The sequence below is a fragment of the Promicromonospora sp. NPDC059942 genome, from assembly GCF_042731755.1.
Lineage (GTDB): Bacteria > Actinomycetota > Actinomycetes > Actinomycetales > Cellulomonadaceae > Promicromonospora.
The window spans coordinates 65,224-91,170 of the sequence record NZ_JBHWLR010000006.1 but is presented as its reverse complement, the minus strand read 5'-3'; the positions used below and the strand labels follow the sequence as shown (position 1 = coordinate 91,170).

General features: G+C 73.7%; 16 protein-coding genes. 11 read left to right on the top strand and 5 right to left on the bottom strand.

The features are described 5' to 3' along the window. Positions 1 to 115: 115 nt before the first annotated feature. From glgB to ACFV9Q_RS11695, 4 genes are all read right to left on the bottom strand, one after another. The gene (gene glgB / locus ACFV9Q_RS11710; protein ID WP_377234565.1) at positions 116 to 2,485 is read right to left on the bottom strand and encodes a 1,4-alpha-glucan branching protein GlgB; all 2,370 of its coding nucleotides are present in this window, start codon (positions 2,483 to 2,485) and stop codon (positions 116 to 118) included. Between the two features lie 65 nt (positions 2,486 to 2,550). Then, entirely contained in the window at positions 2,551 to 4,218 is a 1,668-nt protein-coding gene (locus ACFV9Q_RS11705) for an aminoglycoside phosphotransferase (protein ID WP_377234564.1), read from the bottom strand. Further along, entirely contained in the window at positions 4,215 to 6,116 is a 1,902-nt protein-coding gene (gene treS / locus ACFV9Q_RS11700) for a maltose alpha-D-glucosyltransferase (protein ID WP_377234563.1), read from the bottom strand. The genes ACFV9Q_RS11705 and treS overlap by 4 nt, the downstream gene beginning before the upstream one ends. Then, positions 6,113 to 8,218 (bottom strand): alpha-1,4-glucan--maltose-1-phosphate maltosyltransferase, encoded by a 2,106-nt coding sequence (locus ACFV9Q_RS11695; RefSeq protein ID WP_377234562.1) that lies wholly within the window; start codon positions 8,216 to 8,218, stop codon positions 6,113 to 6,115. The genes treS and ACFV9Q_RS11695 overlap by 4 nt, the downstream gene beginning before the upstream one ends. Positions 8,219 to 8,351: 133 nt before the next feature. On the opposite strand from ACFV9Q_RS11695, the gene glgP reads away from it, so the two are divergent. From glgP to ACFV9Q_RS11680, 3 genes are all read left to right on the top strand, one after another. Next, positions 8,352 to 10,937: an alpha-glucan family phosphorylase gene (gene glgP, locus ACFV9Q_RS11690; protein WP_377234561.1), complete on the top strand. Its 2,586-nt coding sequence runs from the start codon at positions 8,352 to 8,354 to the stop codon at positions 10,935 to 10,937. A gap of 82 nt (positions 10,938 to 11,019) precedes the next feature. After that, positions 11,020 to 12,225 (top strand): cytochrome P450, encoded by a 1,206-nt coding sequence (locus tag ACFV9Q_RS11685; RefSeq protein WP_377230185.1) that lies wholly within the window; start codon positions 11,020 to 11,022, stop codon positions 12,223 to 12,225. A gap of 5 nt (positions 12,226 to 12,230) precedes the next feature. Beyond that, positions 12,231 to 12,428, top strand: a complete 198-nt coding sequence (locus ACFV9Q_RS11680; RefSeq protein WP_377230186.1) for a ferredoxin — start codon at positions 12,231 to 12,233, stop codon at positions 12,426 to 12,428. Here the strand turns inward: ACFV9Q_RS11680 and ACFV9Q_RS11675 are convergent. After that, a complete protein-coding gene (locus ACFV9Q_RS11675) occupies positions 12,403 to 12,702 on the bottom strand; it encodes a DUF6725 family protein (protein WP_377230187.1) in 300 nt (99 codons plus the stop codon). The genes ACFV9Q_RS11680 and ACFV9Q_RS11675 overlap by 26 nt on opposite strands. 137 nt (positions 12,703 to 12,839) lie before the next feature. Between ACFV9Q_RS11675 and fdxA the strand changes: the two genes are divergently transcribed. The 8 genes from fdxA (at position 12,840) to ACFV9Q_RS11635 (ending at position 25,806) form a co-directional block, all read left to right on the top strand. Further along, a complete protein-coding gene (gene fdxA / locus ACFV9Q_RS11670; protein ID WP_182619077.1) occupies positions 12,840 to 13,157 on the top strand; it encodes a ferredoxin in 318 nt (105 codons plus the stop codon). A gap of 1 nt (position 13,158) precedes the next feature. Further along, the gene (gene dapC / locus ACFV9Q_RS11665; RefSeq protein ID WP_377234560.1) at positions 13,159 to 14,289 is read left to right on the top strand and encodes a succinyldiaminopimelate transaminase; all 1,131 of its coding nucleotides are present in this window, start codon (positions 13,159 to 13,161) and stop codon (positions 14,287 to 14,289) included. A 115-nt stretch (positions 14,290 to 14,404) separates the two neighbouring features. Further along, positions 14,405 to 15,712: a citrate synthase gene (locus tag ACFV9Q_RS11660; RefSeq protein WP_377230189.1), complete on the top strand. Its 1,308-nt coding sequence runs from the start codon at positions 14,405 to 14,407 to the stop codon at positions 15,710 to 15,712. A 176-nt stretch (positions 15,713 to 15,888) separates the two neighbouring features. After that, complete coding sequence (locus ACFV9Q_RS11655; RefSeq protein WP_377234559.1) at positions 15,889 to 19,137, top strand: FtsX-like permease family protein; 3,249 nt, start codon at positions 15,889 to 15,891, stop codon at positions 19,135 to 19,137. Next, positions 19,137 to 21,980 carry an FtsX-like permease family protein gene (locus tag ACFV9Q_RS11650; protein ID WP_377234558.1) on the top strand — a complete coding sequence of 948 codons (2,844 nt, stop codon included), beginning with the start codon at positions 19,137 to 19,139 and terminating at the stop codon, positions 21,978 to 21,980. Before ACFV9Q_RS11655 ends, ACFV9Q_RS11650 begins: the two co-directional genes overlap by 1 nt. Before the next feature lie 15 nt (positions 21,981 to 21,995). Beyond that, positions 21,996 to 23,012 (top strand): ABC transporter ATP-binding protein, encoded by a 1,017-nt coding sequence (locus ACFV9Q_RS11645; protein WP_377234557.1) that lies wholly within the window; start codon positions 21,996 to 21,998, stop codon positions 23,010 to 23,012. Next, positions 23,009 to 23,710, top strand: coding sequence for an ABC transporter ATP-binding protein (locus ACFV9Q_RS11640; protein WP_377234556.1), 702 nt, complete (start codon positions 23,009 to 23,011; stop codon positions 23,708 to 23,710). The genes ACFV9Q_RS11645 and ACFV9Q_RS11640 overlap by 4 nt, the downstream gene beginning before the upstream one ends. Positions 23,711 to 24,114: 404 nt before the next feature. Further along, positions 24,115 to 25,806 carry an ABC transporter substrate-binding protein gene (locus tag ACFV9Q_RS11635; protein ID WP_377234555.1) on the top strand — a complete coding sequence of 564 codons (1,692 nt, stop codon included), beginning with the start codon at positions 24,115 to 24,117 and terminating at the stop codon, positions 25,804 to 25,806. Positions 25,807 to 25,947 lie beyond the last annotated feature (141 nt).

Genomic DNA, 25,947 nt, shown 5'->3' with positions numbered 1-25,947 from the left:
GGGGGGGGGGGGGGGGGGAGGGTCGAGCGCGCTTCGTGGATCACTTTGGAGTCTTGTTTTTTTTCGTTGAGAGGGAACCAAAAGAGAAGAAACCCGGGCCTCAAAGGGAATCGGGTTACTCCGGGACGGCGGAACGCTCCGGGATCAGGATGAGGGCGCCCAGTGGCGGGATCCGCATGGGCGCCGACCACGCGCGGCCGTGGTGCGGGACCGGCTCGGCCTGGACGCTGCCCATGTTGCCCACGCCCGAGCCGCCGTACACCGTGGCGTCGGTGTTCAGCACCTCGCGCCAGACGGGTCCGGTGCCGCGCTTGACGGCGTCGACCAGCGGTCCCGTCGCGGCGAGGCCCGGCCGGAGCGCCGTCTCGACCGGCTCGGCGGGCGGCAGGGTCTCGACCGCGCCTCCGGCCCCGCCCGCCGGAGCGGCCCCTCCCGCCTCAGCGGCCCCGTCCGCCCACGGCACCTCCGGCAGCGGCAGGCGGTACCCCTCGTGCGGCACCCCCGCGAAGTTCACGACCACGACCACCGGGTCCCCGGAGCGCGACCGGCGCACGTAGGCGAGCACGTTGTGGTCGGCGTCGTCGGACTCGAGCCACTCGAAGCCCGCCGGGTCGAAGTCGAGCTCCCAGAGCGCGGGCGTCGCGCGGTAGAGCGCGTTCAGGTCCCGGACGAGGTGTTGCACGCCGGAGTGCCCGGAGTCGCCGAGCAGGTCCCAGCGCAGGCCCTCGGACTCGGCCCACTCCGTGTCCTGCGCGAACTCGCACCCCATGAACAGCAGCTGCTTGCCGGGGTGGCTCCACTGGTAGGCCAGGAACGAGCGGACGCCGGCGAGCTGCTGCCACCGGTCGCCGGGCATCTTGCGCAGCAGCGACCCCTTGCCGTGCACCACCTCGTCGTGGCTGATCGGCAGCACGAACTGCTCCGTGAACGCGTACACCAGCGAGAACGTCAGCTCGCCGTGGTGGTAGCGCCGGTTGTACGGGTCCTCCGCGAGGTAGCGCAGGGTGTCGTTCATCCAGCCCATGTTCCACTTCAGGCCGAAGCCCAGCCCGCCGCTCGACGTCGGTCCGGTGACCTGCGGGAACGCCGTGGACTCCTCGGCGATCATCATCACGCCGGGCGTGCGCCGGTACGCGGTCGCGTTCGCCTCCTGGAGGAACGCGATGGCCTCCAGGTTCTCCCGCCCGCCGTGCACGTTGGGCGACCACTCGCCCTCCTTGCGCGAGTAGTCGAGGTAGAGCATCGAGGCGACGGCGTCCACGCGCAGCGCGTCGACGTGGAACTCCTCGAACCAGTACGTGGCGTTGGCGACCAGGAAGTTGCGCACCTCGCGGCGGCCGAAGTCGAAGATCAGCGTGCCCCAGTCCTGCTGCTCGCCGCGCCGCGGGTCGGGGTGCTCGTACAGGGGCGTCCCGTCGAACCGGGCCAGGGCGAACTCGTCGCGCGGGAAGTGCGCGGGCACCCAGTCCAGCACGATGCCGACGCCGGCCTGGTGCAGCCGGTCGACCAGGTACCGGAAGTCGTCGGGCGAGCCGAACCGCGACGTCGGCGCGTAGTAGCTGGTGACCTGGTAGCCCCACGACCCGCCGTACGGGTGCTCGGCGACGGGCAGCAGCTCCACGTGCGTGAAGCCCTGCTCCACGACGTACGCGGTGAGCTGCTCCGCGAGCTCCCGGTAGCCCAGACCCGGGCGCCACGAGCCCAGGTGCACCTCGTACACGCTCAGCGGCGCGGAGTGCGGGTCGGTGGCCGACCGGGCGGCGAGCCAGGCGTCGTCCTGCCACTCGTACGTCGAGGTGGTCACGACGCTCGCGGTCGCGGGCGGCTGCTCCGTCGCCTTGGCGAGCGGGTCGGCCTTGGCGCGCCAGACGCCGTCGGCGCCCAGGATCTCGAACTTGTACCGCAGGCCGGGGCCGACGTCGGGGACGAACAGCTCCCAGACGCCCGTGGCGCCGAGCGACCGCATGGGGTGCGTGCCGCCCCAGCCGTTGTGGTCGCCCACGAGCCGCACGCCGCGCGCGTTCGGCGCCCACACCGCGAAGGCGACGCCGGCGATGTCGCCGGCCGAGCTCGGGTACCGGTGCACGTTGGCGCCGAGCACCTGCCAGAGCTGCTCGTGCCGGCCCTCGCCGATCAGGTGCAGGTCCACCTCGCCGAGGGTGGGCAGGAACCGGTACGGGTCGTCGGACTCCCAGGTGTCCGTGCCGGAGCGGGTGCGGATCCGGTAGTCGGGGGCGTGCCGGGAGCCGTCCTCCTCCTCGGCGGCGGGGACGACGGCGGCCCACACGCCCGCACCCTGGTGCGTGGCGGACACCTCGGCGCTCGCCGTGACGACGACCACCTCGTCGGCGAGCGGGCGCAGGGCGCGCACCACGGTCCAGGGCCCGTCCAGCAGGTGCGGGCCGAGCACGGTGTGCGGGTCGTGGTGGGTTCCGGACGCGACAGCGGTCAGGACCTCGAGGTCGACGTCGGGCAGGTCAGCCATGGGTTTACCTTTCCACGTCGGGCGCGTGACGTGCGACACGTACCCGGCGCGTACCGATGCCCAGGTCACGAGCCGAGCACGCGCTCCACGGCGGCGAGCGGGATGTGCGTCCACGCCGGGCGGTGCCGGAACTCGTAGACCACCTCGTACAGCGCCTTGTCCACGGTCAGGGAACGCAGCAGGAGCTCGGCGGTGCCGACGTCGAGCGGGCTGCCCGTCGACGTCGCGCCGTCGACCGGGCGCACGGTCTCGCCCGGCGCCTCGCCGCTGGCCTGCCGGTACCCCTCTGTAACTTCTGGTCGGGGCACCGCTGCGTTCCGTTCCGGGCGGGTGCCTCGTTCCTCGGCCCCCACCCTGCTCTGCACTTCGCGGTACCCCTCTGTAACTTCTGGTCGGGGCACCGCTGCGTTCCGTTCCGGGCGGGTGCCTCGTTCCTCGGCCCCCACCCTGCTCTGCACTTCGCGGTACCCCTCGAGGAAACTCACCTGCGCGTGCGACACCCAGTGCGGGTCCGTGGCCTGCCCGACGGCGGCGGCGTAGTCCAGCGACCGGAGCAGCCCGGCGACGTCACGCAGCGGCAGGTCGGGCGCCGTGCGCTCGGACACGGGACGCTGCGGCTCGCCCTCGAAGTCGAGGACCTTCCAGCCGTCCGGCGACCAGAGCGCCTGCCCGAGGTGCAGGTCGCCGTGGATCGGCTGCAGCGGCACGACGTCGCCGCGCTCGACGACCGTCGCCAGCCGTGCGCTCAGCGCGTCGTACAGGGCGGCGACGCCCGCGCGGTGCGGGGCCAAGGCAGGGACGTCCGCGAAGGCCTCGGCGGCCCGGCGGCGCAGCACGCCCATGAACCCGGCCGGTTCGAGCGCCGGCCCGGGGCCCAGGGCCTCGCGCAGGGCGGCGTGCAGGTGCGCGACGACGGCACCCAGCTCGGCGGCCCGCTCCCCGAAGTCCTCGTCCCGGGCGGCGTACCCGCAGGCCAGCTCGAACCCGTCGGTCCCCTCGTGCACGAGCTCGGAGAGCACCGCGAGGTGCGCCACGGGCCCGGCGTCGCCGTCGCGCGCCGCACCGCGCGGGCCGGCCTGCCCGGCGCCAGGGGCGGGCAGCTCCACCGCGCCGAGGAAGCGGGGCACGCCGTCCCAGCCGGCCCGCGTCAGGGCCTCCGGGATCACGACGTCGGGGTGCGGCCCCAGGGCGACCGTCCGCAGGATCTTGAGCATCCCGCCGCGCCCGGTCGCGTGCGGCAGGGCCGGGAGCACCACCGACGTGTTCGACTGCTCCCCGGAGATGCGCCGCGCGTCGCGGAGCTCGGCGCAGTCCTCCGGCTCGCACGCGGCGGGCAGGGCGGCGGTGAAGTAGGCGTGCCAGGCCGCGGGGTGGACCCCGCCGTCGTGCACGGTCGCGGTGCCCGACGCCGTGGTGACCGTCCCGATGAGGCCGGCCGCCTCGGTGTCGGCGGTGTCCGCCTCCGGCTCCGCCGTGGGGGTCAGGACCAGCGGGACCTGGATCACCAGCGACTCGTCGCCCGCCGCCAGTCCCGGGCCGACCAGCCGCAGGAGTGCGACCACGACGTCGGCCACGCCGCCGAACGTGACCGTGAGCCACGGCTCGTGCGTCACGCCCTCGGCGGGCACCGGGTACCAGCGCTGCGCGGGCAGCCACGTGTCCAGGAGCCGCAGCACCTCCGGTGGGAGGTGTGCGGCGCCTGGGGAGACGTGGACGGGACGCGCCGGGCTCACCCCTCTCGCGCCTGCCCGACGGGTTCGCTCGTGCCCGTGGAGCTGTTCGTCCCGGCCGGCACGGGCGGGGCCAGCACCAGCCAGTAGAAGTCGCGGGCGCCCCACGTCATCGTCAGGATGCCGTCGTCGCCGACGCCCGGGAACGCGGCGCCGCCGAACACGTCCGTCAGCGTCCAGCCGGCGTACCCCGGCAGCTTGATCGTGGACGAGCGCGCCGTGGCCGACAGGTTCGCGGCGATCAGCAGCGTCTCCTCGGCGGACGACCGGGTGAACGCGATGACCGACTCGTCGTTGCAGTCGAGCGCCGTGAAGTCGCCCGTCCCGAACGTGGGGTGCAGGCGCCGGAACGCCAGCATGTTGTGCATCCAGTGCAGCAGCGACGTCGGCTGCGCGAGCTGGGCCTCCACGTTGGTGTGCTGGTAGTGGTGCACGAGCGACTGCACGAGCGGCAGGTACAGCTTGCCCGGGTCGGCCGTGGAGAAGCCCGCGTTGCGGTCCGGCGTCCACTGCATCGGGGTGCGCACCGCGTCGCGGTCGGGCAGCCAGATGTTGTCGCCCATGCCGATCTCGTCGCCGTAGTAGAGGCACGGCGTGCCGGGCATCGACAGCAGGAGCGCGTTGGCCAGCTCGATCTCCTTGCGGGCGTTGTCCAGCAGCGGCGCCAGCCGCCGCCGGATGCCCACGTTGGCCCGCATCCGCGGGTCGGGCGCGTACCAGCCGTACATGCTGGCGCGCTCCTCGGTCGAGACCATCTCCAGCGTGAGCTCGTCGTGGTTGCGCAGGAACGTGCTCCACTGCCCGCTCGCTGGGATCGCGGGGGTGTCCGCGAGGATCTCCAGGAGCTGGCGGGCCCGCTGGTCGCGGATCGCGTAGAAGATGCGGGGCATCACGGGGAAGTGGAAGCACATGTGGCACTCGGGGTCGTCGTCCGTGCCGAAGTACTCCACGACGTCCGCCGGCCACTGGTTGGCCTCGGCCAGCATGATGCGGCCCGGGAACTCGGTGTCCAGCATGCGGCGCACCTTGCGCAGGAACCCGTGCGTCTCGGGCAGGTTCTCGCAGTTGGTGCCCTCGGCCTCGAACAGGTACGGCACGGCGTCGAGCCGGAACCCGTCCACGCCGAGCTGCAGCCAGAACCGGGCGACGTCGAGCATGGCCTCCACGACGCGCGGGTTCTCGAAGTTGAGGTCGGGCTGGTGGCTGAAGAACCGGTGCCAGAAGTACTGGCGCCGCACCGGGTCGAACGTCCAGTTCGACGTCTCGGTGTCCACGAAGATGATGCGCGCGTCCTGGTACTGCGTGGCGTCGTCGCTCCACACGTAGAAGTCGCCGTACGGGCCGTCCGGGTCGGCGCGCGACGCCTGGAACCAGGGGTGCGCGTCGCTCGTGTGGTTCATGACCAGGTCGATCACCACGCGGATGCCGCGCTCGTGCGCGGCGGCGACCAGGTCGCTGAAGTCCGACATCGTGCCGAACTGCGGCGAGACGGCGGTGAAGTCGGCCACGTCGTACCCGCCGTCGCGCAGCGGCGACGGGAAGAACGGCGGCAGCCACAGGCAGTCGATGCCGAGCCACTCCAGGTAGTCGAGCCGCTCCACGAGGCCGCGCAGGTCGCCCGACCCGCCGTCGCCCGAGTCGGAGAACGACCGGATCATCACCTCGTAGAAGACGGCCTTCTTGTACCACTCCGGGTCGTCCGACAGCCCCTTGCGGCGGGCGTCCAGGCGCGGCTGCCGACGCGGCGGCAGGGCCTGGACGGGCACCGGCACCGACGGCGGGTTGGGCACGTTCACGGACGGACGGGCCGGCGTCGGCTCCGGCCCGGCCGGCGGCGTCGGCTGTGCGGGGTATCCCTCGGGCGGCCCGACGGCGGGGCCACCCGGCCCGAACGTCGTCATGCCGGACCCACCTGGAGGACGTGGGCCACCCGGACCTGGGGGTCGAGCCGCACCCAGGGATGAGCTCCCCAGCCGTAGGTCTCACCGGACAGCAGGTCGTGTGCCACGTAGAACGGGGCGTTGTCGTCGCCGTCGGGGGCACTGAGGCCGAGGGCGGAGAGATCCAGGTGCACTACAGACTCCTGCACGTTCCGGGGGTCCAGGTTCAGCACGACCACGATCACGTCGTCGTGCCGCGGGGCACGCCGATCGTTACCCCCTGCTCTCATGGTGCGGCCCGGTGGCGTCGGTGTCGCGCGCGACGCGTGATCGGCGCCGATCCGGCGCGAGTACGCGACCACCTGGTCGTTCGTCGTGGGGTGCACGGTCAGGTTGCGCAGCTGCTGCAGGGCCGGGTGCGCGCGGCGGATCGCGTTCAGCTCGCCCAGCAGCAGGGCGATCCCGTAGTCGTCCGCCCGCGACCAGTCCCGCGGCCGGTACTCGTACTTCTCGTTGTCGATCTGCTCCTCGACGCCGGGGCGGGGGACGTTCTCCACCAGCTCGTAGCCGGAGTAGATGCCCCACGTCGGCGAGCCCGTGGCGGCCAGCACGGCCCGCACCGCGAACGCCGAGACGCCGCCCTCGATGAGGTAGGGCGGGAGGATGTCGTGCGTGGTGGGCCAGAACGACGGGCGGAGCACCGAGCCCTGCGGCCCGCTCACCTCGGCCAGGTACTCCTCGACCTCCTCCTTGGTGTTGCGCCAGGTGAAGTAGGTGTACGACTGGTGGAAGCCGATCCGGGCCAGCGTCAGCATCATCGCGGGCTTGGTGAACGCCTCCGACAGGAAGATGACCTCCGGGTTCGTCGCGTGGACCTCCGCCAGCAGCCACTCCCAGAAGTCCAGGGGCTTGGTGTGCGGGTTGTCCACGCGGAACAGGGTGACGCCCCGGTCGATCCACGTGCGGATCACCCCGAGCACGGCCTCGTACAGCCCGTCGGGGTCGGTGTCGAAGCTGAGCGGGTAGATGTCCTGGTACTTCTTGGGCGGGTTCTCCGCGTACGCGATCGAACCGTCCGCGCGCACCACGAACCACTCGGGGTGCTCCGTGACCCAGGGGTGGTCCGGCGAGCACTGCAGGGCGATGTCGAGCGCGACCTCCAGCCCTTCAGCCCGGGCGGCGGCGACGAAGTCCCGGAAGTCCGCCTCCGTGCCCAGGTCGGGGTGGATCGCGTCGTGCCCGCCGTCCGCCGACCCGATGGCGTACGGGCTGCCCGGGTCGCCGGGCGCCGCCTCCAGCGTGTTGTTGCGGCCCTTGCGGAACGTCGTCCCGATGGGGGAGACCGGCGTCAGGTAGACGACGTCGAACCCCATCGCCGCGATGCCCGGCAGGCGCTTCGCCGCCGTCGCGAACGTGCCCGACACCCAGGTGCCGTCCTTCTTCTGGTACGCGCCCTCCGACCGGGGGAACATCTCGTACCAGGACCCCGCCAGCGCGAGCTTCCGCGAGACCCGGAGCGGGTACGTGTCCGACGCCGAGACCAGCTCGCGCAGCGGCGCGCGGCGCAGGGCCTCGACCACCTCGGGCGACGTCGCCGCCGCGAACCGCGCCGGGGCCGGACGGCGGGTGTCGGCCAGCGCCTTGGCGGCCGCCGTCAGCACCCGCGCGTCGCGCGCCGTCCGGCCGGCGGCGACCAGCGGGTCGCCCGGCACCAGGCGGCAGATCTTGTCGAAGAGGCGCACCCCCTCGGCGAGCATGAGCTCGGTGTCGATGTCCGCGGCGATCTTGATCCCCGCGTCGTGCGTCCACGTGGCGTACGGGTCCGACCACCCCTCGACACGGAAGGACCAGTCGCCCTCGGCGTCGGGCTGCAGCTCGCCGCGGAAGTGGTCCAGGCCGGGCGCGACGTCGACCATGGGCGCCCACGAGTGGTCCGTCCCGTCCGGGGCGACGAGCACGGCCGTCGCGCCCACGGCGTCGTGCCCCTCGCGGAAGACCGTGGCCTCGACGGGCACGACCTCGCCGACCACCGCCTTCGCAGGCCAGCGGCCGCCCTCGACGACGGGAGCGACCTCGAGGACGGGGATGCGGCCGATCCGGCCGGGACTCGTGTGCGGGCTCACCGGAACACGCTATCGACCCTCGTGGGGGACTCGCCTGTGGGGCGCGCCGAGGTCCGGTGAACGTCGTCGGACGGGTCCGTGAAGCCGCGGGCAACAGGTGTGCTCGCCCCCACATGTGCGTAGTGTTCTGCCGGTGAGAGCGATCCGCAGATTCACCGTCCGCACGGTCCTCCCCGAGCAGCTCGCGGCGCTCGACGAGCTGGCCCAGAACCTCCGCTGGTCCTGGCACGCGCCGACGCGCGAGCTGTTCGCGAGCATCGACCCCGACCTCTGGTCCGACGTCCGGGGCGACCCCGTCGCCCTGCTCGCGGCGCTCGGCTCCGACCGCCTCGCGGCGCTCGCGGCCGACGAGGAGTTCACGGGCCGCGTGCGGGCGGCGTCCGACGACCTGCACCGCTACCTGCGGGACCCGCAGTGGTACCAGGGCCAGACCACGACGTCGGGCGGCGAGCTGCCGCACGCGATCGCCTACTTCTCGCCGGAGTTCGGCATCACCTCGGTGCTGCCGCAGTACTCGGGCGGCCTCGGCATCCTGGCGGGCGACCACCTCAAGAGCGCGTCCGACATGGGCGTGCCCATCGTGGGCGTGGGCCTGCTGTACGGCGCCGGCTACTTCCGGCAGTCCCTGACGCGGGACGCCTGGCAGGTCGAGACCTACCCGCTGCTCGACCCGGACGGCCTGCCGCTGGCGGTCCTGCGCGAGGAGGACGGCACGCCCGCCGTCATCTCGCTGGCCCTGCCGGGCGGGCGCAGCCTGCACGCGCACGTGTGGGTCGCCGCCGTCGGCCGGGTGCCGCTGCTGCTGCTCGACTCGAACGTGCCGGAGAACGACGACGCGGCCCGCAAGGTCACGGACCGCCTGTACGGCGGCGGGGGTGAGCACCGCCTGCAGCAGGAGCTGCTGCTCGGCGTGGGCGGCGTGCGCGCGCTGCGCGCCTGGTCGCGCCTCACCGGCGCGCCGGAGCCCGAGGTCTACCACACCAACGAGGGCCACGCGGGCTTCCTCGGCGTGGAGCGCATCCGCGAGCTCGTGGGGTCGGGGCTCAGCGTGGGCGAGGCCCACGAGGCCGTGCGCGCGGCCACCGTCTTCACCACGCACACGCCGGTGCCCGCGGGCATCGACCGGTTCCCGAAGGAGCTGGTCAGCGCCTACTTCGGCGGCGACAACACGATGCCCGGCGTGCCGGTCGAGACCGTGCTCGCGCTCGGCGCGGAGGACTACGACGGCGGCGACCCCACCGTGTTCAACATGGCGGTGATGGGCCTGCGGCTCGGCGGCCGGGCGAACGGTGTCTCGCTGCTGCACGGCCAGGTCTCCCGCGAGATGTTCGAGGGCCTGTGGCCCGGGTTCGACTCGCGCGAGGTGCCGATCACGTCGGTCACCAACGGCGTGCACTCGCCCACCTGGGTGGCGCCGCGGCTGGCCGCCGTCGAGGCGGAGCGCATGGGCCTGGACGAGATCACGGCGCCCGAGGCGTCGGCCGGCTGGCTGGACGCGAGCAAGGTGTCGGACGCCGAGCTGTGGGCCCTGCGCGGCGAGATGCGCGGCGAGCTGGTGGCCGAGGCCCGGCGCCGGGTGCGCAAGTCCTGGCGCGAGCGCGGGGCGTCCCCGGCGGAGCTCGGCTGGGTGGACGACGTGCTGTCGCCCGACGTGCTCACCATCGGCTTCGCGCGGCGCGTGCCCACCTACAAGCGGCTCACGCTCATGCTGCGCGACCAGGAGCGGCTCAAGGCGCTCCTGCTGCACCCCGAGCGGCCCGTGCAGCTCATCGTGGCCGGCAAGTCGCACCCGGCCGACGACTCCGGCAAGCGGCTCATCCAGCAGCTCGTCCGGTTCGCCGACGACCCCGAGGTGCGGCACCGCATCGTGTTCCTGCCGAACTACGACATCGGCATGGCGCAGTCGCTGTACCCGGGCTGCGACGTCTGGCTGAACAACCCGCTGCGGCCCCTGGAGGCGTCCGGCACCTCCGGGATGAAGAGCGCGCTCAACGGCGGCCTGAACCTCTCGATCGAGGACGGCTGGTGGGCCGAGTGGTACGACGGCGAGAACGGCTGGGGCATCCCCACGGCCGACGGCGTCGAGGACGCCGACCGCCGTGACGACCTGGAGGCCGCCGCACTCTACGACCTGGTGGAGTCCCAGGTGGCGCCCGCCTTCTACAACCGGTCCGCCGACGGCGTGCCGAGCCGCTGGCTGGAGCTGGTGCGGCACACGCTGGCCACGCTCGGCCCCAAGGTGCAGGCCACGCGGATGGTCTCCGAGTACGTGCACGGGCTGTACGCGCCCGCGGCGCAGGCCGGGCGCGTGCTCGCCGCCGACGGGTTCGCCGCGGCCAAGGACCTCGCGGGCTGGAAGGCCCACGTGCGCGGCTCGTGGCCGCAGGTGCGCGTGGACCACGTCGAGTCGGCGGGCATCGGCGAGGCGGTGCGGGTCGGGGACCGGTTGACGGTGCGCGCCTACGTCTCGCTCGGGCCGCTGTCGCCGGACGACGTGGACGTGCAGGTGGTGCACGGGCGGGTCACCGAGGCCGACGTCATCGACGAGTTCACCGCCGAGTCCCTCGCGCTGGTGGAGTCCTACGAGGCGGGGCGGCACGCGTTCGGCGGGGAGGTGGGCCTGGACACCTCCGGGCCGTTCGGTTACACCGTCCGGATCGTGCCGCGCCACCAGCACCTGGCGAGCGTGGCGGAGCTGGGCCTGGTCGCCAACGCCTGAGTAACCGGACACCCTTGTCCGATTCACCCGGACCGGTATTGGATGGGCGGGACACAACCCCCTCAGCCAACCGGAGGACAACATGTCTGACCTGCTCGATTACCCCATCCCGTCGGATCGAGCGATCGAGCCGCCACCGGAGTGGGCCGAGCTGCGCCAGCAGTGCCCCGTGGCCAGGGTGCGCCTCGCCAGCGGCGGCGAGGCCACCCTGCTGACCCGGTACGACGACGTCCGCGCCATGCTCACCGACGGCCGGTTCGGCCGCGTCATCCCGGCGGGCGGCACGGGCGTGGGCTCCCAGGACGACGGCGGCACGTTCAGCAACGACCCGACCGGGGTCATGGCGGACGAGGAGCAGCACCAGGCCTGGCGGCGGCTCGTCAACGCGACGTTCACTGCCAAGCGGGTGCAGGCGATGGCTCCCGGCATCGAGGCGAAGGCCGAGCAGCTCATCGACGACATGCTGGCCGCCGGCACGAGCGCGGACCTGGTCCCGTCCGTCGCCTTCCCGCTGCCCGTGTGGGCGATCTGCGAGCTGCTGGGCGTGCCGGAGGACGAGCGGGAGCGGTTCCCGTACTGGTCGGACACCGCGCTGAGCACCACGCGGTACACGCAGGAGGAGATCTCGGCGGCGCGCCAGGAGTTCGGCGCGTACATGGCCGGCCTGGTCGAGGCCAAGCGGGCGGACCCGGGCCAGGACCTGATCTCCGAGCTCATCGCGCTCGTGGACCAGAACGACCCGCGGCTGACGGCGCAGACCGTGATCGGCACCAGCATGGCGCTGCTCGTGGCCGGCCACGAGACCACCGCGAGCCACATCGCCAAGATGATGGCGCTGTTCCTGGGCGACCGCTCCCGGTGGGAGCAGCTCGTCGCCGACCCGTCGCTGGTCCGCAGCGCGGTCGAGGAGTCGCTGCGGTTCGACCCGAACGCGGGCTTCGGCATGGTGCGCTGGGTGGACGAGGAGATCGAGATCGCGGGCGAGACCGTGCCCGCGGGCACGACCGTGGTGTGCAGCCTCGCGGCGGCGAACCGGGACGAGGGCACGTTCGAGGGCGCGGACGAGATGGACCTCGGACGACGTCCGAACCCCCACCTCTCGTTCGGCGCGGGCTCCTACTCGTGCCTCGGCCAGTCGCTGGCGCGCACCGAGCTGCAGATCGTGCTCGCCGCCCTGGTGCGCAAGGTGCCGGGCCTCCGGCTGGCGGTACCCGTCGAGACGGTGCCGCGCAAGGAGGGCCTGCTCGTGGCCGGATTCGACGAACTACCCGTCGAGTGGGGAGAGTGACCCCCATGAAGATCAACGTGGACCGCGACGCCTGCTGCGGCGCCGGCCAGTGCGTCCTGCTCGCACCCGACGTGTTCGACCAGGACGAGGAGGGCATCGTCGTGCTGCTCGACGAGCGGCCCTCGGCCGAGCACGACTTCGCGGTGCAGGAGGCCGTGAGCATGTGCCCGACCGGCGTCATCTGGGTGGACCAGAAGGCCTGACGGGTCGCGGGGGGATCGGCTTGGCGGCCTCGATGTCGGCGGCCGCCACGTCGACCTCCTGCGGCTCGCCGCGGCCCGGGACGGGGTCGGTGCGCAGCCGCAGGCCGGCGTCGGACACCTCGACGACGAAGCCGATCAGGTCCGTCCAGCGGTGCTCCGTGCCGCCGTCCGACACCACGCGGCCGGCGGGCGCCAGGCGGCGCCGGACCACCACCCGGGTGCCGGGGCGCAGGCCCCGCCACCCTCCGGGCGCGGCCGGTGTAGCGAATGTCACGTCGGTTCTCCTTCCGCTGCGTGAGACCGGTGGGGATCAGGGGGCGTCCCGAGAGATACTAGGATCGCCCCGCCGGGTCGTACCGCGGTCGGCATCGTGCATGATCCTCAGTCCGGAAGTGGAAGGACACCCTCCAAGTGACCTACGTGATCGCTCAGCCGTGCGTCGACGTCAAGGACCGGGCGTGCATCGAGGAGTGTCCCGTGGACTGCATCTACGAGGGCAGCCGCTCCCTGTACATCCACCCGGACGAGTGCGTGGACTGCGGCGCCTGCGAGCCGGTCTGCCCGGTCGAGGCCATCTACTACGAGGACGACGTCCCCGACGAGTGGAAGGACTACTACCGCGCGAACGTGGAGTTCTTCGACGACCTGGGCTCGCCCGGCGGCGCCGCGAAGATGGGCGTCATCCAGAAGGACGACCCGATGATCGCGGCCCTTCCGCCCCAGGCCTGACGTGGGGTTGCACGACCTCTCGGACCTCCCCTTCGCCTGGGACTCGATCGACGGCATCACCGCCACGGCGAAGGCCCACCCGGGCGGGCTGATCGATCTCTCCATGGGCACGCCCGTGGACCCGACGCCCGAGGTCGTGCGGCGGGCGCTCGAGGCCGCGTCGAACGCGCCGGGCTACCCGATGACCGCGGGCACGCCCGCGCTGCGCCGGGCCGTCTCCGACTGGTTCGCCCGGCGCCGCGGGGTGCCGGGCCTCGACCCGGCGGCCGTGGTCCCGACCGTCGGCTCCAAGGAGCTGGTGGGCCTGCTGCCCTCCCTGCTGCACCTGGGCCCCGGCGACGTGGTGGTGCACCCCGCCGTCGCCTACCCCACCTACCTCGCGGGCATCCGCGCGGCCGGTGCCACGCCGCTCGCGACGGACGACGTCGCCGACTGGGCCGGCCGCGACGACGTGAAGATGGTCTGGGTCAACAGCCCCGGCAACCCGACGGGACGGGTGCTGGGCGTCGAGGCGCTGCGCGCCGTGGTCGACGCCGCCCGCGCGATCGGCGCCGTCGTCGTCTCCGACGAGTGCTACGCCGAGCTGGTGTGGGATTCCCCCTACGACGCCGCGACGGGCACGGGCGGCGTCCCCTCGATCCTCGACCCGCGCGTGTGCGGCGGGTCGCACGAGGGCCTGCTCGCCGCGTACTCCCTCTCCAAGCAGTCCAGCATCGCGGGCTACCGCGCCGCCTTCCTCGCGGGCGACGGCGCCCTGGTCGCCGGCCTCACGCAGACCCGCAAGCACCTGGGCCTCATCGTGCCCGCGCCGGTGCAGGCCGCCATGACGGCGGCCCTGTCGGACGACGCGCACGTCGCCGCCCAGCGTGCGGCCTACGGCGCGCGGCGCCGGGCGCTGGCCGCCGCGGTCGTCGAGGCCGGGTTCGTCATCGACGGGTCGGAGGCCGGGCTGTACCTCTGGGTGGCGGCGCCGGACGGCCGCCCGGGCCTGGCGGTCGCGGAGTGGTTCGCGGCCCGGGGCATCCTGACCGCGCCGGGGCACCTGTACGGCGACGGCACGCACACGCGGGTGGCGCTGACCTCGACTGACGCGCAGATTGCCGATGCTGTGACACGCATCACGCAGCCTTGACCGATGGATTGGAAAAACTAAAGCAGGGCGCGATACTGTCGTGCCCCAGGTCGACGCTGTCCCGACACCTTTCTTTCACAGCAGCGTCCCTCGTGCGCCACTCAGGAAGGAAGACATGACCTCCACACCGCTGGACGGCTCGAGCCGCGTCGAGCTCGCCGTCGACGGAACCACTCACACCCTGCCTGTCGTCGCCGCCAGCGAGGGCAACGACGGCATCGTCGTGTCGTCGCTGCTCAAGGACACGGGTCTGGTCACGGTCGACCCCGGTTTCATGAACACGGCGTCGTGCGAGTCCTCGATCACCTACATCGACGGCGACGCCGGCATCCTGCGCTACCGCGGTTACCCCATCGACCAGCTCGCCGAGTCCTCCGGCTTCCTCGAGGTGGCCTACCTCCTCATCTACGGCGAGCTGCCGAGCCCCACGGAGCTGGACGCGTTCACGGAGCGTGTCAACCGGCACACGCTGGTGCACGAGGACTTCCGCACGTTCATGGGAACGTTCCCGCGCAACGCGCACCCGATGGCGGTGCTCGCCTCCGCGGTGAACGCGCTGTCCACGTTCTACCCGGAGTCGCTCGACCCGGCGGACGACGAGCAGGTCGACCTGGCCACCGTGCTGCTGCTCGCCAAGACGCGCACCATCACGTCCTACCTGCACCGGCGTCGGGTGGGCGAGCCCCTGCTGTACCCGGACTACTCGCGCGGCTACGTCGAGGACTTCCTGCGCATGACGTTCGCGACGCCGTACGAGGCATACGAGGCCGACCCGGTGATCGTGGACGCGCTGGAGAAGCTGCTCGTGCTGCACGCGGACCACGAGCAGAACTGCTCCACGTCCACGGTGCGGGTGGTCGGCTCGTCCAACGCGACCCTGTACGCCTCGGTGGCCGCGGGCGTGAACGCGCTCTCGGGCCCGGCGCACGGCGGGGCCAACGAGGCCGTGCTGACCATGCTGGAGAAGATCCGCTCGGGCGGCGAGACCGTCGAGACCTTCATGGAGAAGGTCAAGAACAAGCAGGACGGCGTGCGCCTGATGGGCTTCGGCCACCGCGTGTACAAGTCCTACGACCCGCGCGCCGCGATCGTGAAGAAGTCCGCGGACGAGGTGCTCGACAAGCTCGGCGCCAAGGACGAGCTGCTCGACATCGCGCGCGGCCTGGAGGAGATCGCCCTCTCGGACGACTACTTCGTGGAGCGCAAGCTCTACCCGAACGTCGACTTCTACACCGGCCTCATCTACAAGGCCATGGGCTTCGAGCCGGCCATGTTCACGCCGCTGTTCGCGCTGGGCCGGATGCCCGGCTGGATCGCCCAGTGGCGCGAGATGATCAAGGACCCGCAGACCAAGATCGGGCGCCCGCGCCAGGTCTACACGGGCGCCACGGAGCGCCCGTACGTCCCCGCGAACCAGCGCTGAGTCTGAGGCTGGCCTTCCAGTTCGGTCGGTTGTTCTGAGATCGGTCGGTCGACCGACCGGTCTCAGAGCAACCGACCGAACTCGTTGACAGGACCGCAGGGCGGCGTGACCGGATCGTTGCCCGGGGCGCCCCTAGTTTCGTCGTGCGTGTCACAGGGCCGGGCTACCTTGGCCCCGTGAGTCGAGCCACCCTCCTTGCCCGCCGGTCCACGGCGCACCGTGGGCTGCTCGCGCTCGTCTGGCTGCTGGTGGCCGTGCTGACCGGCGCCCTCGGCGTGACGGTCGGCTGGACGCAGGCCGCGGCGACCGCGGGAGCGCGCGACGGTCTGGCCGCGGCCGAGCCCTCGGGGCGGGCGGTACAGCTCGCCACCCGGCTCGCGGACGGCGCCGCGGCCGACGCCCAGGACGCGCGCGTGCAGGAGGTGCTCGCCGACCTGCTCGACGGCGTGCCGCACCGGGTCACCTACGACGTGCGGACCGAGGCGCAGTACACGACGGACGCCGACGGGCAGGACCTCGGCCGCTGGTCGGTGGCGCTCCTGCCCGCGCCCTCGCGGCAGGAGGCCCTGTCGGGCGCGGGCGCGAGCGGCGTCACCCTGGTCGACGGCGCCTGGCCGGCCGCCACGGACGAGGCGGCGGTCCAGGCGGACGCCGCCGAGGCCGCCGGGCTGGCGGTCGGCGACCGGGTCCGGCTCGGCGTCGACCCCGAGGACCCCGCGGGCACCGGTACGGCGGTCACGATCGCCGCGACCTGGCGCGTCACCGACCCCGACGACGCGGGCTGGCTCGGTGACCCGAGCGTGCTCACCGGGTCGGACGGCGCGTACCTCGGCCCCGTCGTGGTGAGCCAGGAGGTGCTCGCCGGGCTGGACACCGACCCGTTCGCGCGCTGGACGGTGGTGCCCGACGGCGCCGCGCTCACCCCCGAGGACCTCCCCGCCCTGGCGGCGCTGACGCCCGCGGTCGACCGCATCCTCGGCGAGGACCCGGACGTCGCGCCCCGCGGGCTGACCGTCACCGGGACGCTCGACGTGATCGCCGCCGACCTGGCGGCCGCGCTGCGTGCCGCGGACGCCGTCGCGCTCGTCCCGCTGTGCCTGCTGGCCCTCGTCGGCCTGGTCGCGCTGGTCCAGGTGGCCCGGCTGCTGGCGGCCACCCGGGAGGGCGAGGTCGCCCTCCTGGTCTCCCGCGGCGCCGCGCCCGGCACCGTGACGGCCGCGGCCGCCGTGGAGGGCGCGCTGCTCGCGCTGACCGCCGCCGCGGCGGGCGGGGCCGCCGCGTGGGGCGCCCTGCGCGCGGTCGTCGGCTCCGAGGCGGGCGCGGCGGTCTCCGTCGGGACGCCGCTGGCCGTGGCCCTCGCGGTCGCCGTGGCGGCCACCGCGACGCTCGTGCTGGTGGCGGCGCTGCAGGTGCAGGCAGCGGTGCGGCGCCAGGTGACCGACCGCTCGGGGCGCGTGCGCCAGGTCGCCGCGCTCGGCACCGTGGTGCTGACCGTGGCTGCCGCCGCGGTCAGCGTGACCCAGCTGCTGCGCTACGGGTCGCCGCTCGTGGCCACGCCCGGCGGCCTGCGCACCGACCCGGCCGCGGCCGCCGCACCCGCGCTCGCGCTGGCGGCGCTCGCCGTCGCGGCGATGGCGGTGCTCGGCCCGGCCACGCGGCTGTGGGCGGGGCTGGCCGGGCGGTCGCGCGGCGTCGTCGGGCCGCTGGCCGCCCGGCAGGTGGCCCGCCGGATCGTCGTCTACGTGGTGCCCGTGGTCCTGCTCGTGCTCGCGGGCGGGGCCGCGACCCTCGCCGGCGGCTACACGGGCACCGCGGAGCGCCTGCGCGCCGACGTCGACGTGCTCGCCAACGGCGCCGACGTGCGCGTCAAGCCACCCGAGAGCGGGCGCCTCGACCCGGCGCCGTTCCTGCCGGGCGCGACGGGTCCGGGCAGCACCGCCCGCGCCGCGGCGCCCGTGCTGTCCGGGACGGCCTACTCCGACGGCCTGCCCGTCGCGATGCTGGCGCTGCCCGCCGCGGCAGTCCCGAAGGTGGTGCGCGCGCCCGAGGAGGTGCTCGACACCGCGGCGCTCGCCGACGACCTGGCGAACGACGCCTTCGCCGACGCGCCCGCCCTGGCGGGCGACGCCCGCGACCTCGGCGTCACCGTGCGCGGCCGGATCCACGAGACCGTCGAGACCAACCTGGAGAGCTGGGCGCCGCGGCACCAGCTCGACCTGTCGGTCGTGCTCGCCGCCGCCGACGGGACCCTGGCCACCGTCGACCTCGGGCGGCTCACGGAGGGGGACGGCAGCGACGGCACCCTCGGCGAGCACGAGGTCGCGCAGGAGCTGCGGGGCGAGGTCCCCGCGCCGCCGCCCGGCCAGACGTGGCGGATCGCGGCCCTGGACGTGGACACCCGGCCCGGCTGGTCCATGGCGGAGGTGACGCTGGCCGTCGACGGCATCACGGCGGGCGGGCTGCGCGTCGACCAGCCGGTGTGGACGCCGTCCGAGACCTTCGACGGCCCGACGGGCCTGGAGCTGACCGAGGGGGAGGCCGCGTTCAGCATGACCCTCGGTGACGGCGTCTCCGGCGCGAACCGGCTGCGTCTCCTGACCACGCCGGCCGCCGGACCCGTCCCGCTGCTGGCCTCGTCCTCGCTGGCCGACTCGCTCGGCGTCACCACGGGTGACACCTTCGAGCTCACCCTCGGCGCGACGCGCCTGCCCGTCGAGGTCGTGGCGTCGTCCGGCACCGTGCCCGGCGCGCTCGAACCGTACGCCGTCCTGGTCGACCGCGCGGCGCTCGCCGCCGTGCTCGTGCGCGACGTCAACGACCCCGCGCTCACGAACGAGGTCTGGCTCGCCGCCGGGCCGCCCGGCGCCGCCGCGCCGGCGGGGGCCGTGGCAGATCTCGCCCGGCAGGCGACGGAGGCCGCGGAGGCCGCCGGCCTCAGCAGCCAGGAACGGCCCACCGTGACGACGCCGGGCTACGGCTCCACCGACACGGCCGTGCCGGTGCGCGTCTCGTTCTGGCTCGCCGCGGCCGGCGCGACCGTGCTCGCGCTGGCGGGCGTGCTCGCCGTCGCCGTGGCCACCCTCCGGGAGCGGCGCGGCGAGGTCATCGTCCTGCGCGCCGTAGGGCTCGGCCCCGCAGCACAGGGCCGGGCCCGGGCCGCGGAGCTCGTCACCGTCGGGATCGTGGCGCTCGCCGTCGGCGCGGTCGCCGGCTGGGGCGTGGCGCGTCTGGCCGCGGGCGGCCTGGCCGCCGCGACCCTGACGGGGATCGACGCGGCGCCGCCCGCGCAGTTCCTCCTCGCCACCGGGGCCACCGGCCTGGTGCTCGCCGCCGCCGTGGCGGGGCTGGTCCTGGTCGCGATCGGGGTGGGCGGGCGAGTCACCGCGCAGGCCCGCGACACCACCTACCGCGAGGAGGTCCGCTGATGGGGGCACTGTCCGGGCTGGGCCTGCTGGCGCGGCGACAGCTGCGCACCTCCTGGGGCGCGACGGCCGCGCTGGGCGTGGTCGCGTTCCTCGCCGCCGGCGTGCTGTCGACCGCGCCGCGCGCCGTCGCGACCATGCACGCGGACCAGGTGGTCTACGAGACCGCCACGGCCTCGGGCCCGGCCCGGGACGTGATCTCGGTGGTGGATTCGATCCCCGGCCGGGCACCGAACGGGGGCTTCTACGACCCGGGCAGCGTCGGGAGCGGCGTGCCGGACGAGCCGGACTGGGCCCCGTTCGTCGAGAACCTGGACGCCGTGCGCGCCGAGTCCCCCGAGCCGCTGCGCTCCGTGATGGGTGCTCCGCTCTTCCACGTGACCTCGACGGACCCCGCGTACACCGCGCCGGAACGCAGCTCCGACCTGGCCGAGGCCAAGGTCTTGCTCCGGACGGCGCCTGACCTGGCCGAGCACGCCGAGCTGGTCGAGGGGCGCTGGCCCACCGCGACCGCCGGGCCCGTGTTCGTGGGGGACGAGCAGTCGATCAGCCAGCCCGCGGAACGGGCGCCGGCGTTCGAGGTCGCCGTGTCGCGCGCCGTCGCCGAGACGTACGGGTGGGAGCTCGGCGGCCGGTACGACAACCTCTCCGGCTCGGGCATCATCGCCCTGGCCGGCCGGTACCCGTCCCTCGTCGTGACCGGGATCTTCGAGACCGGCGACCCCGACGCCGACTACTGGCTGCACCACGCCCTGGGGGCCAGGGCCTCCGTGATCGCCGACCCGAACCGCGGCCTGCTCGGCACCGCGACGGCCTACGTGGACCCGGCCATGATCACGCCGCTGACCCTCGGCGTGGCCGAGACCCGCATCTGGTACCCGGTGAGCACCGACGGCCTGACCGCCGCCGACGTGCCCCTGCTGCTGGCCCAGATGAACGGCCAGTCGGCGCGGACCTTCCTCGTCCCGGCCGGCCCCGACGACCCCACGCCGCTCCAGCTGCGGCCCACCAGCCGGCTCACCGAGATCCTGGAGAGCCTGCTCGCGCAGCGCACCGGGGTCGACGCGATCGTCGCCGTCCTCGCCGTCGGACCGCTCGGCGCCACCGTCGCCGTGCTGGCCCTGGGCGCGCGGCTCGTCGTCGACCGGCGGCGGTCCGCGCTCGCGCTCCTGCGCGCCCGTGGCGCGTCCGGCACCCAGGTGCGCCTGCTCATGGGCGGCGAGGGCCTCGTCGTCGGGCTCGGCTCGGCGGCCGTCGGGTTCGCCGCGGGCCTCGTGCTCTCGGCCGCCGTCGGCGTCGACGCCCCGGTCACCCTCGCCCAGGTGCTGCTCGCCGTGGCCGCGGGCCTCGCCCCGGCGGTCGCCCTCGCGCTCGCCACGTCGCCCGCCGGCCTGCGGACCACACGCTCGGACCTCGCGCCCCGCTCACGGAGCCGGGTGCGCTGGGTGCTGGAGGTGCTCGTCGTCGCGGGCGCCGCGCTCGCCGCCTGGCTGCTGCTGTCGCGCGGGGTCGTCGCCGGCTCGGGCGCCGGCTCCGGTAGCGGCGTCGACCCGCTCGTCGCCGCGGCACCCCTGCTGGTCTCCCTGGCGCTCACGCTGCTCGCCGTCCGCGCCTACCCCTGGCTCGCGCTCGCGGCCGAGCGGGCGCTCGCACCGCGGCGCGACCTCGTCCCGTTCCTCGGGGCGGCCCGCGCCACGCGCGACCCCGCCGGCGGCCCCGTCCCGGCGGTCGCGCTCGTGCTCGCGGTCGCCGTCGCGGCGACGTCGGCCGTGCTGTACTCCACGGTCTCCGGCGGCGTGGTCCGCGAGGCCTGGCGGGCGACCGGCGCGGACCTGCGCGTCTCCGGCCCCGTCGTCGACGAGCCGGTCGCGGACCAGATCGCCGCGTTCGACGGCGTCGCCGCCGTGTCGCCGGTGGGCGACGTCGGCGACGGCCTGCTGCAGGGCGTGGGTTCCTCACCCCGGGTCGAGGTGTGGACGGCGGACGCGGCGGAGCTGGTCCTGGCGCAGCAGGACGTCGAGGGCGCGCCCGAGACGCTGGACGGCCTGGCCGGGCCGGGCGGCGCGGGCGACGGGGCGCTGCCCGTGATCCTCACGCCTGGCGCGGCGGGCCCGGGGGTCGGGCCGGGCACCACCGGGATCACGCTCACGACGCAGGAGGGCGACGTGCCCGTCCGGGTCGTCGACGTGGTCGACGAGCTCCCTGGCCTGCCCGCGGGCCGCTCGCTCGTGCTCGCCGACGCCGACCGCCTCGCCGAGGCCACGGGCGACGTCAGCTACCCGCGCCTCGCGCTCGTGGGCCTGACCGACGACGCCGACCGCGCCGCCGTGACGGCCGAGATCTCGCGGCTGCTGCCGTCGTCCGTCGTGGAGGACCCGGACCAGGAGGCCGACGCCGTGCTGGCGGCGCCCGTCTCCGGGGGGCTGGCCGTCGCGTTCGTGCTGGCCGTGCTCCTCGCAGGGCTGCTGTGCGCGGGGGCCGTGGTGATGACGCTGATGCTCGCCGCCCCCGCGCGGGCCCGGCTGCTCGCCGTGCTGCAGACCCTCGGCCTCTCGCCCCGCCTCGGCCGCGGGCTGGTCGGCTGGGAGATCGGACCCTGGGCGGTGGTCGCGCTCGTGGTGGGCGCCGTCCTCGGCGTGGTGGTGCCGGAGCTGGTGCTGGCCGCGGTGGACGTCACCGCCCTGACCGGCGGTCCCACCCAGCCCGACGCGAGGTACGACCCGCTGCTGCTGGGCGCGGCCGCCGCCGGGTTCGTGGTGGTGGTGCTGGCCGCGGTCGGCGTGGCGGCGGCGCTGAGCCGCCGCGGCGAGGTGGCGGCCCAGCTCCGGATGGGGAGCAACGACTGACATGAGGGAGACCCGATGAGCACGACCATCGAGCTGACGGACGGCGGCGCGCCGGCCTCGGCGGGGCCCGCCGGCGGCGGCGAGATCCGCTGCGCCGACCTGGTGCGCATCTTCGCCACCGACGGCGTGGAGGTGCAGGCGCTGCAGGGCCTCACGCTGACCGTCGAGCCGGGTGAGATCGTCGCCGTCGTGGGCGCGTCCGGGTCGGGCAAGTCCACGCTGCTGACCATTCTCTCGGGCCTGGACACGCCGACCGGCGGGTCCGCCGTGGTGGCAGGCACCGACCTGCTGACGATGGGCCACGCCGAGCGGGTGCGGTACCAGCGCTCCACGGTCGGCTTCGTGTGGCAGCAGACGTCGCGCAACCTGCTGCCGTACCTCACGGCGAGCGAGAACGTGCGCCTCCCGCTGGAGCTGGCCGGCGCGCTCCCACGGCGGGAGCGCGCGCGCCGCGTGTCTGACCTGCTCGACCTGCTGGAGGTCGGCCACGTGGCCGGGCGGCGGCCCGGTGAGATGTCCGGCGGCGAGCAGCAGCGCACCGCCATCGCGGTGGCCGTGGCGAACAACCCGCGCGTGCTGCTGGCCGACGAGCCCACCGGCGAGCTCGACGAGACCACTTCGGTCGAGGTGCTGGAGGCGCTGCGGGGCGTGAACCGGGAGACGGGCGTGACGACGCTGATCGTGACGCACGACCCGACGGTGTCCGAGCACGTCGCGCGCACCGTCCAGATCCGGGACGGCCGCACGTCGACGGAGACGCTGCGGCGTACGGAGGTCGACGAGCACGGCGCCGAGCGGCACGTCGCGGAGGAGTTCGCGGTGGTCGACCGGGTCGGCCGGCTGCAGCTACCCCAGGACTTCGTGCACGCGCTCGACCTGCGCGACCGCGTGCGGCTGGCGCTGGAGCCGGACCACGTGGGCGTGTGGCCGGCGGCACCCGGCCAGGCCGCGGAGCCGGCCGAGCCCACCGGGCCGGCCGCGCCCGCCGCCCCGTCGGCCCAACCGCAGGCCCCCACCGAGGAGGACCGATGACCACCACGACCCCGGCCCGCACCGTGCTGCGCGCCCAGGCCCTCACCCGGGTGTTCGGCACCGGCGCCGGCGAGGTGCGCGCCCTGTCGGACGCGACCCTGGAGGTCGCGGCGGGCGAGCTGCTGGTGGTGCGCGGCCCCTCCGGTTCGGGCAAGACGACGCTGCTGAACCTGCTCGGCGGGCTGGACCGGCCGACGTCGGGCAGCGTGTGGCTCGGCGACGCCGAGCTGACCGCGCTGGGGGAGCGGGCGGTGCTCGCGGCCCGGCGCGACCGGATCGGCTACGTGTTCCAGTCGTTCGGGCTGGTGCCCGTGCTGTCCGCGGCCGAGAACGTCGAGGTACCCCTGCGCCTGCGGCGCACCCCGCAGGGCGAGCGGTCACGGCGGGTGGCGGAGGCGCTGGACGCCGTCGGCCTGAGCGGGCACGCGAAGCAGCGGCCGTACGAGCTCTCGGGCGGGCAGCAGCAGCGGGTGGGTATCGCCCGCGCGCTCGTGGCCGACCCGGAGGTGCTGCTCGCGGACGAGCCCACGGGGCAGCTCGACTCGGGCACGGCGGCCGTGGTGATGGACCTGCTGGCCCGGGTGGTGCACGAGCGCGGCGTGGCCGCCGTCGTCTCCACCCACGACCCGGAGCTCATGGCCCGCGCGGACCGCGTGGTGGAGCTGCGCGACGGACAGGTCGTCGCCCAGGCGTCCTAGCGACGATGTACAGGTTCTCGCGCGGCGGTGCTCGGCCCCTCGGGCGGCCGGGCACCGCTTCGTCCCGCGTCGGGCAGGTTCGTCCCGAGACGTGCTCCGCGAGGCGTCTCGGGCGCAAGGCCTGGTCGAGCGGGTCATCGCCCCGGGCAACGGGTGAATTTCCTGCTCCGGGCCCTCACGCAGGTCGTGTTACGGCTGTGAGAACCACCTGGTCAGAACTGTTACTCGGTGTTACCCGTGTATACCGAGATGGTCACAACTCGGTGGAGTTTCTCGGGTGGTGGTCATCGGCACGTCCAGGGAGCGGTTACGTTATTCCGTGATACCACGGGGCGCAACGAAGCGTCCGCATCGCTCCGGACGGCACCCGCCGTGCCGGGGTGTACTGCTACCCAGGAGGACACGTGACACCTCGTAAGCGACTTGTGGGGCTGGGCGCTTTCGCGCTCGCCTCGTCGCTCGTGCTGACCGCTTGTGGCGGTGGCAACAGCGGCGACGACGCGACCGGCGATGGCGCCAGCACCGGGATCGTGACGATCAGCAACGGTGAGCCCCAGAACCCGCTCGTCGGGTCGATGACCAACGAGACCGAGGGTGGGCTCGTCGTCCAGCAGCTCTACTCGGGCCTCGTCTACTACGACGCCGAGGGTGTCGTGCACAACGAGATCGCCGACTCGATCGAGTCGGATGACAACCAGACCTGGAACATCACCATCCAGGACGGCTGGGAGTGGTCCGACGGCACGCCGGTCACCGCGGCCAACTTCGTGGACGCGTGGAACTGGGCGGGCTACGGCCCCAACGGTGCCAAGGGCGCCGGCTTCTTCGAGCCCATCGAGGGCTTCGCCGAGGCGCAGGGTGTCCCCGAGTTCGACGAGGAGGGCAACGTCTCCGGCATGGCCGAGGAGCCGACCGCGGAGACGCTGTCCGGCCTCGAGGTCGTCAGCGACACCGAGTTCACGGTCAAGCTGACCCAGCCGGAGTCCGACTTCCCGATCCGCCTGGGCTACTCGGCGTACTTCCCGCTGCCCGACGCGTACTACGACGACCCCGCGGCGTTCGGCGAGCAGCCGATCACCAACGGTCCGTACGTGCTGGAGAGCTGGGAGCACGAGTCCGAGATCAACCTGGTCCCGAACGAGGCCTACAACGGCCCGCGCAAGGCCCAGAACGGTGGCCTGGACTTCATCGTCTACACCGACGAGAACACCTCGTACGCCGACCTGCAGGGCGGGAACCTCGACATCCTCGAGAACGTCCCGACCTCGGCGATGAGCACCTTCGAGGAGGACCTGGGCGACGGCGCCATCAGCCAGCCGTCGGCCAGCTTCGCGGCCATGACCGTGCCCGAGTGGCTCCCCGAGTTCCAGGGCGACGCCGGCCTCAAGCGCCGTCAGGCCCTCTCCATGGCGATCAACCGTGAGCAGATCACGGAGACGATCTTCGCCGGCACGCGTATCCCGGCCACCGACTTCACGTCGCCGGTCATCGCCGGCTGGACCGGTGAGATCCCGGGCAACGAGGTCACCACGTACAACGCGGAAGAGGCCAAGAAGCTCTGGGACGAGGCCAACGCCGAGGACCCGCTGCCGGACGACTACGTCCTGACGATCAGCACCAACACCGACTCCGACCACCAGACGTGGGTCGAGGCCGTGTGCAACGGGTACATCAACGACCTCGGCATCAAGTGCGAGATGACCGGTTACCCGACGTTCGACGAGGTCCTCAACGAGCGCGACAAGGGCCCGGACGGCAAGGTCGACGGTCTGTTCCGTGCCGGCTGGTCGGCTGACTACCCGTCGCTGCAGAACTACCTCGGCCCGCTCTACAGCAAGGCCGCGCTGGCCGGCTCGAACGACGGCCGGTACGAGAGCGACGAGTTCGACGCCGCCCTCAAGGAGGCCGCGGCCGCGCCCTCGCTGGACGAGGCCAACGTGCTCTACAACAAGGCGCAGGAGATCCTGTTCAAGGACCTTCCGGGCATTCCGCTGTGGTACTACTCCACGACGGCCGGGCACTCCGAGAACGTGGACAACGTGGAGTTCGGCTGGGACAGCATGCCGCTGCTGTACGAGGTCACCAAGTCGGAGTGACTGTGATCACGTCCGGTCTGCCGGCGTGACTCATCACCCCAGGTGACGGGCGGGGCGCGTGAACCACGCGCCCCGCCCTCCACTGTGCGGAGCCAGAACACCGGGTGATGTCCGGGAGAATGTTCCGCAGCCATCAACCAA

Excerpts from the sequence above, each read along its gene's own strand:
- glgB (WP_377234565.1), bottom strand. The coding sequence starts at position 2,485 with ATGGCTGACCTGCCCGACGTCGACCTCGAGGTCCTGACCGCTGTCGCG.
- treS (WP_377234563.1), bottom strand. The coding sequence starts at position 6,116 with ATGACGACGTTCGGGCCGGGTGGCCCCGCCGTCGGGCCGCCCGAGGGA.
- ACFV9Q_RS11685 (WP_377230185.1), top strand. The coding sequence starts at position 11,020 with ATGTCTGACCTGCTCGATTACCCCATCCCGTCGGATCGAGCGATCGAG.
- ACFV9Q_RS11680 (WP_377230186.1), top strand. The coding sequence starts at position 12,231 with ATGAAGATCAACGTGGACCGCGACGCCTGCTGCGGCGCCGGCCAGTGC.
- ACFV9Q_RS11660 (WP_377230189.1), top strand. The coding sequence starts at position 14,405 with ATGACCTCCACACCGCTGGACGGCTCGAGCCGCGTCGAGCTCGCCGTC.
- ACFV9Q_RS11650 (WP_377234558.1), top strand. The coding sequence starts at position 19,137 with ATGGGGGCACTGTCCGGGCTGGGCCTGCTGGCGCGGCGACAGCTGCGC.
- ACFV9Q_RS11645 (WP_377234557.1), top strand. The coding sequence starts at position 21,996 with ATGAGCACGACCATCGAGCTGACGGACGGCGGCGCGCCGGCCTCGGCG.
- ACFV9Q_RS11640 (WP_377234556.1), top strand. The coding sequence starts at position 23,009 with ATGACCACCACGACCCCGGCCCGCACCGTGCTGCGCGCCCAGGCCCTC.